The organism is Streptomyces sp. CB01881, assembly GCF_002953255.1.
In the GTDB taxonomy this organism is placed as follows: domain Bacteria; phylum Actinomycetota; class Actinomycetes; order Streptomycetales; family Streptomycetaceae; genus Kitasatospora.
The window spans coordinates 8182991-8194410 of sequence record NZ_CP026498.1 but is presented as its reverse complement, the minus strand read 5'-3'; the positions used below and the strand labels follow the sequence as shown (position 1 = coordinate 8194410).

Genomic DNA, 11420 nt, shown 5'->3' with positions numbered 1-11420 from the left:
GCGCTCCTTGTTGCGGCCGTACTCGATCTCGACGTTCTGGACGAAGGCGTCCGGGGTGCCGAACTTGTCGGCGATGACGGAGTGGTCGATGACCAGCTCGGCCGGGGCCAGCGGGTTGATCTTGGCCGGGTCGCCGCCCAGCTCCTTGACGGCCTCGCGCATGGTGGCGAGGTCGACCACGCACGGCACGCCGGTGAAGTCCTGCATGATCACGCGGGCCGGGGTGAACTGGATCTCCTGGCTCGGCTGGGCGGTGGCGTCCCAGTTGCCGAGGGCGCGGATGTGGTCGGCGGTGATGTTCGCGCCGTCCTCCGTGCGGAGCAGGTTCTCCAGCAGCACCTTGAGGCTGTACGGCAGCCGCTCGGAACCCTCGACGGCGGAGAGCTTGAAGATCTCGTACGACTCGTCGCCCACCTGCAGCGAGCTGCGGGCGTCGAAGCTGTTCGCGGACACGACTGACTCCTTCTAGGTGCTTCGTGCGGTACCCGGCCGCCACGGTGGTAAGGTCAGCCTTACTTAGGCCTACCTTGCCCGCATCGCCGGTGAGCGCCTCTCGGCAAGTATCTTGATGTCGAGATATATCGTAAGGGGCAGTTATCTCGATGTCGAGATAAACCATAGTGCATGGCGCTGCGGACACCACCGCAGGCATGCCCCGAAGACTGTCCTACCGCGAGCGACCGGCCCGGCGCTCGTCGGGGGGCGTCACTCCCCGCCGGGACCGCGCTTCCTGCGCTCCAGCCGGATCAGCCAGACGGCCCCCGCCACCACGGCGGCGGCCACCAGCAGCACGGCGACCAGGCTGCCGCCGGAGCCGGTGGGCTCGGGCGCGACGTCGGCCAGCAGGGCGGTGGCGGTGCTTGCGGTCATGAGGTCTCCTCGGGTCGGGCGTGTCGGATCGGTGGCGTGGCGGGGACGTGGTCGGCCGGTGGGGTGGCCGGCCTGGCGGGGGCGGTCAGGGCGTGGTCGGCCAGGGCGCGTCCGGTCGGTGGGGTGGCCGGTCCGGCCGGGGCGCGTCCGGCCGGTGGGGTGGCCGGTCCGGCCGGGGCGTGGTCGGCCGGTGGGGTGGCCGGCCCTGCGGGGGCGTGTCCCAGGCCGAGGACGAGCATGAGCAGCACCGGGAACTCCAGGTAGGCGTGGTAGCTGGCCAGCGCCGCGTACAGCGTCCGGCCCTGCGCGTAGTCCGCCGCGAACAGCACCGCCAGCAGGCCGCCCGCCAGCAGGCCCAGCAGCCAGGCCCGCCCGCCGCGCAACGCCGGCAGCCGCTGCTCGAACGCCCCGGTCGCGTCCGGCGCGTACCTCGGCAGGAACCAGACCCAGACCACGTAGTGCATCGACTGGAGGAAGGCGAACACCGCCAGGAAGCGCAGCCCCACCCCGGGCGTCAGCCACCCCGGCGGGGTGTACGCCGCCGTCAGCTTCGCCGTCCAGCCCGACCAGCCCGCCCCCGCCGACAGCCAGCCGTCCAGCGCCCCGGACAGCAGCAGCCCCGGCACCAGCAGCACCCAGCCGCACTGCAGCGCCAGGAACGCCGCCCGGCCCCGCACCAGCCGGCGCGACCACTCAACCAGGAACAGCAACGGCACCACGTTGTGCAGGTGCGCCAGCACCACGAAGTGGTACGCCGGAAACGCCAGCGAACCCGCCGTCGCCACCGCCAGCACCGCCCCGCTCCCGGCCAGCAGCAGCGGGCGACGGCGCAGCGCGGACCAGCAGGCCGCCGCCAGCAGCCCGTACGCCAACAGGATCTCCGCGCCCTGGGCCACCGGGTGCGGCACCAGCGAGGGCGGCACCAGGCGGCAGAACACGATGCCGGTCACCAGGACGAGCAGCAGCCGCAGCAGCGGACCGGCCAGCACGGCCGCGAACCGGCCGGCCACGTAGCGCAGCTCCAGCACGTTGTGCAGCACCCCGAACGCGGCCAGGCCGAGCACCGCCAGCCCCGTCGGTGCGCGCAGTGCCAGGGCCAGCGCCAGCACCGCCGCCAGCGCGAACCCGGCCGAGGGCGCGGCGCCCAGCCGGACGGCCGGGCCGGCGACGGACCGCGCGGCCGTCCCCTCCACGGTGGCGATGGCCACGCTCCCCCTCCTCGTGGCACGATCCCCGCCGTGCCCTATCCCATGGCCCTCGCCCTCACGCTGCTGGTCGAGGTACCGCTCTACACCGTCGCCCTCACCCGGGCCGGCGGCATCCGCCCGGCCCGTGCGGCGGCGGCCGCCGTCCTGGTCAACCTGGCGACGCACCCGCTGCTCTGGTGGTTCCTCGGCCACGGCGCGGCCCGGTCCACCGGATCCGCCGCAGCGTACTGGACCGCCTTCGGGCTGGGCGAAGCCGCGGTCTGCGCGGTCGAGGCGGCGCTGCTGAGGCCACTCGCCGGGACGAGCCTGCGCGGACCGCTGCCCTGGGCGGCCTCCGGCACGGCCAACGCCGCCTCGGTGCTGGCGGGGCTGCTGGCCGGGCCGCTGATCACGGGACGGTGGTGAGCGCCGCTCCGCGGTGCGTGCGGTGCTTCTCGTGCGATTCCTGTCGGGCGTGGTCGTAACGCGGCGGTCCGGCTCAGGCGTCTTACCCGGGGCAGGCGGCGAACAGGCCACCACGAGACGGTTTTCGGGGGACAGCGGTGATCGGTAAGGCGCGACGGGCCGAGGAGTCCGCGGAGTTCGAGACCTTCGCCTACAGCCGGGGGCACCGCCTCTTCCGGACCGCCCTGCTGCTCTGCGGCGACTGGCACCTGGCCGAGGACCTCACCCAGGTCACGCTCGCCAAGCTCTACGCCGCCTGGACCAAGGTCCGCCGCGCGGAGAACCAGGACGCCTACGCCCGCAGCGTGCTCGTCCGCAGCTACCTCTCCCACCGGCGGCTGCGGCGCAGCGCCGAACAGCCCGCGCTCGGCGACCTGCCCGAGGGCATCGCCCCCGAGGGCGACCCGGCGCTCCGGGTCACCCTGCTCGCAGCCCTGGCCGAACTGCCGCCCAGGGACCGGGCCGTCCTCGTCCTGCGCTACTGGGAGGACCGCAGCGTCGAGGAGACCGCGGCCGAACTCGGCGTCAGCGCGGGCGCGGTGCGCAGCCAGGCGCTGCGTGCCCTCGGCCGGCTGCGCGCCGTCCTGGGTCCGCAGGGCTCGGACCGGCTCGCCGCGTCCTGACCCGCCGCCGGACCGACCGCGCCCGCGCGGCATCGGCCGCGCTCGGCGGCATCGGCGGCATCGGCGGGGTGCGGCGCCGCCCGGTAACGGCGGGGTGCCGCACCGCCCGGTAACGGCAGGGTGCCGCACCGACCGGATTTTTCGTCACCACACTCAGCTGGAAGGAACCAGGAGCATGGACGAGCTGGAATCCGACGGCCGACGGCTGTCCACCACCTTCGACCGGGCGATGGACGGCATCGGACCGGAGCTGGGGGCGCTGGTCGCCGGCGCCGCCGAGCGCGGCCGGTCGATCCGGCGCCGCCGCCGCGCCACCGTGACCGGCGCGGTCGCCGCCGTCACCGTGCTGGCCGTCGGCGGCGCCGTCGCCCTGCAGCCGGGCGGCTCCCGGCCCGCCACCGTGGCGGCGAGCGGGAGCGCGTCGCCGTCCGCCACCGCGTCGGCCTCGCCGTCCGCCGCCCCGACCACCACCATGAAGCCCCGCGAAACCTCCACCCGGGACCCGCGGATCGACGACGGCCCCGAGAAGCGGTACCCCGGAACCGGGGCCAACGCCGGAAAGGTCGCCCTCACCGGCCACGCGGCCGTCCTGGCCGTGGCCGAGGGCCTGCCGAGGAGCGGCGCGACCAACGGCTACGCCGGCTACCACAGCCCGGTCGGCTGGACGGGTCCGGAGCGGATCGACGTGCGGACCACCGGCGAGCTCAGCTACGACGACGGCAAGGGGCCCGTCCAAGTAAGGGTCGAGTTCGAAGGCGGGCTCGGCGCGTTGTTCCGGCCCGGGTCCTACCCGCCGAGCCCCGGGCGCGACCCGTACATCATCGGCTACGACGACCGTTACAACTGTGAGAAGGCCAGAACCGCCCGGAGCACCACCCACTGCGAGGTCGGGAAGCTCCCCGACGGCAGCACCCTGATGCTGACCGAGACCACATCCGACGGCTACCGCGCCCGCACCGCCGACCTGCTGCGCAAGGACAACAACCGGATCACCCTGACGGAGTTCTCCGGCGGCGTGGTCAGCGATCTGCGCGAGCTGCCCCTCAGTCTGGAGCAGCTGAAGGCCGCGGTGACCGTCCAGGGCCTCCAGGAGTGGATCACGCCGGAGCGGGCCGACCAGGCGGACCAGGCGATCCGGCCGTTCCGCGACTCCTCGCCCAACCGGAACCAGCCCGGCCCCGGCGGCTCGGCATCAGCGGCCTCGACCTCGGCATCGACCTCGGCGTCGACCTCGGCGTCGACCTCGGCGTCGACCTCGGCGTCGGCGTCGGCGTCGGCGTCGGCGTCGGCGTCGGCGTCGGCGTCACGCTCGGCCACCGCCGGCTGAGCCGGTGGCGGCCCGCCCGGGTACGGTGGCCGGTGAGTTGACACGCTGGGACAGGCCGGGGGCCGACTGATGATCGTGGTGGACGCATCCGCGCTGGTACTCGCGCTGGCCGACGAGGGCGAGCGCGGGGCCGCCGCCCGGGCCGAACTCGACACGGGCGGCGAGTGGGTGGCCCCCGAGCACATCGTCATCGAGGTGATGCAGTCGCTGCGCGGCCTCTACCTGGCCAAGGAACTGACCGCCGAAAGGGTCGGTGAACTCGCCGCGCAGCTCCCCGGGTTGGCGATCCGCAAGGTCGAGGTGGCACCGCTGCTCGACCGGATCTGGGAGCTCAAGGACAACCTCACGCCAGACGACGCCGCGTACGTCGCGGTCGCCGAGCAGTACGGGGTGCCGCTGGTCACGGCGGACCTGCGGCTGATGCGGGCGAGCGGGCCGCGCTGCGAGATCCGGGGGATCCAGGGGGCCCACCGCCGGACGGGGTGACCCCGGCCCGCAGGGAGGGCCTCCGGCGGAGGGGCCGGCACGGGGGTGTGCGGGGTGTCCGGGGTGTTCGGGGTATCCGGGGTGTCCGGCACGGGAGCCCGGCAGGGAGTGTCCGGCAGGGGGCCGGTGGCGTTGAGCAGGGCGTCCGCCGCACCGCCTTCGGAAGGTCCCCCGATGTCCGCCGCTCCGCTCGCCGCCGCCCTGCTCCCGCTCGCCCTGCTGACGCCCGCCTCCGTACCGGCCGCGGCGGCGTCGGGCGCCCCCGGTGCAGCAGCCACCGCGGATGCGCCGGTCTCGGTCGTCGAGGCCGACTTCGACCCGGCGACGGCCTTCGTGCCGCCGACCGCGATCAGCCACGCGCCGGACCTGGTGCCGTACGGCTCGCACGTCCGCGTGGTGGTCCACCGCACCGTGCCCGGTCGGACGGTGCTGACGCTGACCGCGGCCGGGCTCGCCGCCGACCACGCGTTCCCGGTGCACCTGCACACCGGATCCTGCGGGGCCGACCCCGCCGCGTCCGGCCCGCACTACCAGGACGCCGTGGACCCGGCCCGGCCGTCCACCGACCCCGCGTACGCCAACGACCGCAACGAGCTGCGGATGACGCTGCGCACCGACCACCGGGGCGGCGGCACCGCGGCCGCCACGGTGGCCTGGCAGCCCCGGCCGGGCGAGGCCCGCTCGCTGGTGCTGCATGCGGGCGACCCGGCCGGCCGGCACGCGGCGGGCGAGCGGGCCGCCTGCGTGAAGCTGGAGCCGTGACGCCCCGGCCGGCGGATCGGGGCGGTGGGGTCGGCCGGCGGATCGGGGCGGTGGGGTCGGGTTGGGGCGGTGGGGTCGCGGCGGTGGGGTCGCGGGTTGTGAGAGGTGGTCCGGTCAGGCCCCGAGGGTGGCGACCAGGACGGCCTTGATGGTGTGCAGGCGGTTCTCCGCCTGGTCGAAGACGACGGAGTGCGCCGACTCGAAGAGCTCGTCGGTGCACTCCAGCTCGCTCATCCCGGTCGCCTCGTGCATCTGCCGCCCGACCACCGTGCCGAGGTCGTGGAAGGCCGGCAGGCAGTGCAGGAACTTCACGCCGGGGTTTCCGGTGGCCCGGACGGTGTCCATCGACACCTGGTACGGCTTGAGCAGCGCGATCCGCTCGGCCCAGACCTCCTTGGGCTCGCCCATCGAGACCCAGACGTCGGTGTAGAGGAAGTCGGCGCCGGCCACGCCCGCGTCCACGTCCTCGGTCAGGGTGATCCGGGCGCCGGTGGTCGCGGCCAGCTCCTGCGCCGCCTTCTGCACGTCCTCGGCGGGCCAGAGGGCGCGCGGCGCGACGATCCGGATGTCCATGCCGAGCAGCGCGCCGGTGACCAGCAGCGAGTTGCCCATGTTGGAGCGGGCGTCCCCGAGGTAGGCGAGGGCCACCTCGGTGAGCGGCTTGGTGGTGTGCTCCCGGACGGTCAGCACGTCGGCGAGCATCTGGGTGGGGTGCCATTCGTCGGTGAGGCCGTTCCAGACCGGCACGCCGGCGTATTCGGCCAGCTCCTCGACGATCTCCTGGCCGTGCCCCCGGTACTCGATGCCGTCGAACATCCGGCCGAGCACCCGGGCGGTGTCCTTGATGGACTCCTTGTGGCCGATCTGCGAGCCGGCCGGGTCGAGGTAGGTGGTGGTGGCGCCCTGGTCGTGGGCGGCGACCTCGAAGGCACAGCGCGTCCGGGTGGAGGTCTTCTCGAAGATCAGCGCGATGTTCTTGCCGCGCAGCCGGGGCTGCTCGGTGCCCGCGTACTTCGCCGCCTTGAGCTGGGCGGCGAGGTCCACCAGGAAGCGGAACTCCTGGGGCGTGAAGTCGAGCTCCTTGAGGAAGTGCCTGTTCCGGAGGTTGAACGCCATGCCGGGCTCCTGGGTGTCGGGGCGGGAACGGGAAGCGGCAATTGTATACGACACACGGAATTTATATGCAAAGAGCTTCGCGGAGCGGCACGGCACGGGGGTGTGCCGGGCCCCGCGGGGTATCCGCGGGGCCCTCTGCTCTCCGTCGCCTACGGCCCGCCTCCGTCGCCCGGGCCTGGAGGCGATCGCGCCTAGAGACGCGGGTCGACCGGCTCCGACTCCAGCGCCAGCACCGCGAACACCGGCTCGTGCACCCGCCACAGCGGCTCACCCGCCGCCAGCCGGTCCAGCGCCTCCAGGCCGAGCGCGTACTCGCGCAGCGCCAGCGAGCGCTTGTGCCCGAGGAAGCGCTGACGCAGCTGGTCAAGGTAGTGGGTGTAGTCCGGACCGTAGATGATCCGCAGGTACTCGCGCCCACGGACCTTCACACCCGGCTGGACCAGCCCGCCCGGGCGCCCCTCCCCCGCCTTGCCGCGGACCAGCGACGCCAGCGGCTTGACCACCATGCCCTCGCCACCGGCCGCGGTCAGCTCCTCCCACCAGGCCACGCCCGCGGCCACCGACGCCTCGTCGGTGGTGTCCACCACCAGCCGGCCGGTCCGGTGCAGCACCGGCGCCTGCGGCTCGGCCGCGTGGTCGGCCCCGACCAGCCCGTCGATCCAGGCGAGGTGCTCGTCATGAGGGCGCACCGCCAGGTTCACCCCCTCGGCGGCGAGCACCTGGAACGGCGCCAGCCGGATCCCCGACAGGCCCTCCGTCGGCCAGCAGTACCGCCGGTACGCCTCGGTGAACGCCTGCGCGTCGACGGCGCGACGGCGCTGGCGTTCCGTCAGCCCGGCGAGGTCCAGCCCGCGCCCGGCCGCCTGCTCCAGCGCGGCCAGCACCTCCGGCAGCGCCGCGCCCGCCGCCGCCCCGACCGCCGCGTACTGGCGGCGCAGCAGCTCGGCGGCCTTGAGCGACCACGGCATCAGCTCGGCGTCCAGCAGCAGCCAGCCGGTGCCCAGCTCGTCGAAGAGCCCCGAGCGCTCGGCGGCGGCCCGCAACCGCCCCAGGACGGCGGCGGTCAGCTCGTCGTCACCGAGGAACGCCCGGCCGGTCCGGGTCCAGATCGCACCCGGCCCGGGCAGGCCGAACCGCTTCTCCAGCGCCGATTCGTCCCGGGCCACCAGCACCACCGCGCGGGAGCCCATGTGCTTCTCCTCGCAGATCACCTGCCGGACGCCGTCCTCGCGGTAGGCGAAGAAGGCCTCCTCCGGGTGTTCGAGGTAGCCGGGGCGGCGTGAGGTCGCGCTCGGCGCCATGGTCGGCGGCAGGTAGGCGAGCAGCCGCGGGTCGATCGCGAACCGGCTCATCACCTCCAGCGCGGCCGCCGCGTTCTCCTCCCGAACGGCGACCCGGCCGTGCAGCGACGTCTCCACCACCCGGCGGCCCGCCACGTCGGCGAGGTCCAGCGGCCGGCCCTCCCGGGCACCCGGCGCGTCCGTGTGCATCGGACGCACCGGCGCGTACCACTCCTGCTCGGCCTCGACGCTCACCAGTTCCCGCTCCGGGTAGCGCAGCGCGGTGAGGCTGCCGCCGAAGACGCAGCCGGTGTCCAGGCAGATGGTGTTGTTGAGGAAGCTCGCCACCGGCACCGGCGTGTGCCCGTAGACCACCAGCGCCTTGCCCCGGTACTCCTCCGCCCACGGGTAGCGCACCGGCAGGCCGTACTCGTCGGTCTCGCCGGTGGTGTCCCCGTACAGCGCGTGCGAGCGCACCCGGCCGGAGGCCCGGCCGTGGTACTTCTCCGGCAGACCCGCGTGGCAGACCACCAGGGCGCCGCCGTCCAGCAGGTAGTGGCTGACCAGGCCGCGCATGAAGGCCCGGACCTCGGCGCGGAACTCCTCCGACTCCCCCGCCAGCTGGTCCAGCGACTCCTGGAGGCCGTGCGAGACGGTGACCTTCTTGCCGTCCATCGCCCGGCCGAGCTTGTTCTCGTGGTTGCCCGGTACGCAGACCGCGTGCCCGGCCGCCACCATGCCCATCACCAGGCGCAGCACGCCCGGCGTGTCAGGGCCGCGGTCGACCAGGTCGCCGACGAAGACGGCGGTGCGGCCCGCGGGGTGTGCGGCGTCCACCGGGCGGCCGGCGTCGTCCCTGGTCAGCACGTAGCCGAGACGGGTGAGCAGGGTCTCCAGCTCGGAGCGGCAGCCGTGGATGTCGCCGACGATGTCGAACGGGCCGGTGAGGTGGCGCAGGTCGTTGAACCGCTTCTCCGGCACGATCTCGGCGGTCTCGGCCTCCGCCTCCCCGCGCAGGATGTGCACCTTGCGGAAGCCCTCGCGCTCCAGACCGCGCAGGGACCGACGCAGCTCGCGGTTCTGGCGCGGGATCACGTGGGCCGGCAGCTGCCGGTCCGGGCGCGTCCTGTTCCGCTCGGCGCAGACGCCCGGCGGGACGTCCAGCACGATCGCGATGGGCAGCACGTCGTGCTCCCGGGCGATCCGGACCAGCTGCTTGCGGGCCTCCGGCTGCACGTTGGTGGCGTCCACGACGGTCAGCCGGCCGGCGGCGAGGCGCTTGCCGACGATGTAGTGCAGCACGTCGAAGGCCTCGGCGGAGGCGGACTGATCGTTCTCGTCGTCCGCCACCAGGCCGCGGCAGAAGTCGGAGGAGATCACCTGGGTGGGGAGGAAGTGCTTGCGGGCGAAGCTGGACTTGCCCGCGCCGCTGGTGCCGATCAGGACGACGAGGGACACGTCGGTGACGGGGAGACGGCGGGGCCCGGCGCTGGTGACCGGGGCCTCGGCCTTGGGGGCCTCGCTCTCCCGGGCTTCGGTCTTGGGGGCTTCGGTCTCGGGGGCTTCGGCGGCCGGGGTGGGGGCGTCCGTGGTGAGCTTCGGGGACTGTGCGTCGTCGGTCATCGGGTCTCGCCCCCTTCGGGCGTCGTGGTGGATTCGGCGGCCGTCACGTCGGTGATTGTCACGTCGGTGGTTGTCACGTCGGTGGTTGTCACGTCGGCGGTCTCGCCGGTGCCGGGGTGGGTCGCGACGGTGGTCGTGGGCACGGGCGGCGTGCCTATGCGGAACAGCGCGAGCTGGGTCGGCGCGCCCACCTCGTCGTCCTCCGGGCCGACCGGGCGGATCACCACCGTGTAGCCGTACGCCTCCGCGACCCGCACGGCCCACGCCCGGAACTCGGCCCGGTCCCACTCGAAGCGGTGGTCGGCGTGCCGGACGTGACCGGCCGGCAGGCTCTCCCAGCGGACGTTGTACTCGACGTTCGGCGTCGTGACGACCACCGCCGCCGGACGGGCCGCCCCGAACACGGCGTACTCCAGCGCCGGCAGCCGGGGCAGGTCCAGGTGCTCGATCACCTCGGAGAGCACGGCCGCGTCAAAGCCCTTGAGCCGCGCGTCCGTGTACGTCAGAGCGCCCTGGACCAGCTTGACCCTGGCCGCCTGGCGCTCCGACATCCGCTCCAGCCGCAGCTTGCGCGCGGCCGCCGACAGCGCCCGGGCGGACACGTCCACGCCGAGCACCTCGGTGATCCGGGAGTCCTTGAGCAGGCTGCCGATCAACTCGCCCTGCCCGCAGCCGAGGTCGGCCACCCGGGCCGCCCCGGTCTCGGCCAGCGCAGCCATGATCGCCGTACGACGCTGCTCCGCCAGGGAGGGCTTCCGCTCCCCGGCGGGCTGCTCCGGCGGCTCCGTCTCCTGCGGCGCGCTCCCCTGCCGCCCGGTCTCCTGCGGCCCGGTCTCCTCGGCGGTGTCGTCGACCGCGTTGTCGATCTCCTCGACCTCGCGGTCGTCGGCCTCCGCCAGCCGGGCCAGCTCCAGCCGCTCCATCGCCCGCCGGGTGAGCGTCCAGCGCCGGGACAGGTAGCGGCGCGCGATCAGGGCCTGCTCGGGGTGGTCCGCCAGCCAGCCCTCGCCGGCGGCGAGCAGCTTGTCGACCTCGTCCGGGGCGACCCAGTAATGCTTGGCACCGTCCAGCACCGGCAGCAGCACGTACAGCTGCTGGAGCGCGTCCGCGAGCCGGACCTCCGTGGCGGACAGCTCCAGCCGGACATAACGGGACTCGCCCCACTCGGGGAACACCTCGTCCAAGGGGATCGCCGATGCCTCGACCCGCCAGCCCAGCGGCTCGAACAGCCGGCCCGCCATCGCGACACCGCCGCCGTCGCCGGCGCCGTTGGCCGGCACGGCGGGCAGCACGATCCGCAGCGGCCGGAGGACGTCCACCAGCCCGGGGCGGGCCTCACAGACGCCCTTCATCGCCGTCCGGAACACCGTGCGCAACGCCACCGCGAGCAGCGAGGACGCCGCGTAGGGGCGGTCGTTGACGTACTGGGCGAGCGCGAAGTCCGGCGAGCCGCCGCGACCCTTGCCCCGGCCCTTGCGGACCAGCGCGATGGGGTCGACGTCGAGCAGCAGCGCGGCCGTGCACGCCTCGTCGCCCGCCTCCGGGTAGAAGACGTGCGCCTCGCCGTGCGACGTGGAGAACTGCTGGACCTTGCCCGGGTGCTTGTGCAGCAGGAAACCCAGGTCGGTGGCCGGGCTCCCGGCAGTGCCTGTGGTGGAGATCGACATGAACACCCGCCCGA

At 74.1% G+C, this 11420-nt stretch carries 11 protein-coding genes; 5 read left to right on the top strand and 6 right to left on the bottom strand.

Features of this window, described 5'->3' with window-relative positions:
- The 3 genes from C2142_RS40370 to C2142_RS25730 all read right to left on the bottom strand — a co-directional run.
- Nucleotides 1-453, bottom strand: a 453-nt coding sequence (locus C2142_RS40370) for an aconitase family protein (protein WP_241002784.1), incomplete at its 3' end; no start/stop codon positions are given.
- A 252-nt stretch (nucleotides 454-705) separates the two neighbouring features.
- Nucleotides 706-870: a hypothetical protein gene (locus C2142_RS25735; protein ID WP_153882819.1), complete on the bottom strand. Its 165-nt coding sequence runs from the start codon at nucleotides 868-870 to the stop codon at nucleotides 706-708.
- A complete protein-coding gene (locus C2142_RS25730; RefSeq protein WP_148645147.1) occupies nucleotides 867-2078 on the bottom strand; it encodes a hypothetical protein in 1212 nt (403 codons plus the stop codon). The genes C2142_RS25735 and C2142_RS25730 overlap by 4 nt, the downstream gene beginning before the upstream one ends.
- A 30-nt stretch (nucleotides 2079-2108) precedes the next feature.
- Here C2142_RS25730 and C2142_RS25725 point away from each other — a divergent pair, with 30 nt between their 5' ends.
- The 5 genes from C2142_RS25725 to C2142_RS25705 all read left to right on the top strand — a co-directional run bounded on the left by C2142_RS25725 (nucleotide 2109) and on the right by C2142_RS25705 (nucleotide 5720).
- Entirely contained in the window at nucleotides 2109-2483 is a 375-nt protein-coding gene (locus tag C2142_RS25725; protein WP_148645146.1) for a hypothetical protein, read from the top strand.
- A gap of 137 nt (nucleotides 2484-2620) precedes the next feature.
- Nucleotides 2621-3145, top strand: coding sequence for a SigE family RNA polymerase sigma factor (locus C2142_RS25720; RefSeq protein ID WP_148645145.1), 525 nt, complete (start codon nucleotides 2621-2623; stop codon nucleotides 3143-3145).
- 175 nt (nucleotides 3146-3320) lie between these two features.
- Nucleotides 3321-4472 (top strand): hypothetical protein, encoded by a 1152-nt coding sequence (locus tag C2142_RS25715; RefSeq protein WP_153882818.1) that lies wholly within the window; start codon nucleotides 3321-3323, stop codon nucleotides 4470-4472.
- Nucleotides 4473-4547: 75 nt separating this feature from the next.
- The gene (locus C2142_RS25710) at nucleotides 4548-4958 is read left to right on the top strand and encodes a type II toxin-antitoxin system VapC family toxin (protein WP_206671025.1); all 411 of its coding nucleotides are present in this window, start codon (nucleotides 4548-4550) and stop codon (nucleotides 4956-4958) included.
- 174 nt (nucleotides 4959-5132) lie between these two features.
- Nucleotides 5133-5720, top strand: a complete 588-nt coding sequence (locus tag C2142_RS25705) for a superoxide dismutase family protein (RefSeq protein WP_148645141.1) — start codon at nucleotides 5133-5135, stop codon at nucleotides 5718-5720.
- 114 nt (nucleotides 5721-5834) lie between these two features.
- Here the strand turns inward: C2142_RS25705 and argF are convergent, their stop codons facing one another.
- The 3 genes from argF to C2142_RS25690 form a co-directional block, all read right to left on the bottom strand.
- Complete coding sequence (gene argF, locus C2142_RS25700) at nucleotides 5835-6836, bottom strand: ornithine carbamoyltransferase (protein WP_148645140.1); 1002 nt, start codon at nucleotides 6834-6836, stop codon at nucleotides 5835-5837.
- Nucleotides 6837-7027: 191 nt separating this feature from the next.
- A complete protein-coding gene (locus C2142_RS25695) occupies nucleotides 7028-9739 on the bottom strand; it encodes a polynucleotide kinase-phosphatase (RefSeq protein ID WP_148645139.1) in 2712 nt (903 codons plus the stop codon).
- Nucleotides 9736-11412, bottom strand: coding sequence for a 3' terminal RNA ribose 2'-O-methyltransferase Hen1 (locus C2142_RS25690; RefSeq protein WP_148645138.1), 1677 nt, complete (start codon nucleotides 11410-11412; stop codon nucleotides 9736-9738). Before C2142_RS25690 ends, C2142_RS25695 begins: the two co-directional genes overlap by 4 nt.
- Between the last annotated feature and the right edge of the window lie 8 nt (nucleotides 11413-11420).

Bases quoted from the DNA above. Each gene is read 5' to 3' on its own strand.
- C2142_RS25735 (WP_153882819.1), bottom strand. From the start codon at position 870: ATGACCGCAAGCACCGCCACCGCCCTGCTGGCCGACGTCGCGCCCGAG.
- C2142_RS25715 (WP_153882818.1), top strand. From the start codon at position 3,321: ATGGACGAGCTGGAATCCGACGGCCGACGGCTGTCCACCACCTTCGAC.
- C2142_RS25705 (WP_148645141.1), top strand. From the start codon at position 5,133: ATGTCCGCCGCTCCGCTCGCCGCCGCCCTGCTCCCGCTCGCCCTGCTG.
- argF (WP_148645140.1), bottom strand. From the start codon at position 6,836: ATGGCGTTCAACCTCCGGAACAGGCACTTCCTCAAGGAGCTCGACTTC.
- C2142_RS25695 (WP_148645139.1), bottom strand. From the start codon at position 9,739: ATGACCGACGACGCACAGTCCCCGAAGCTCACCACGGACGCCCCCACC.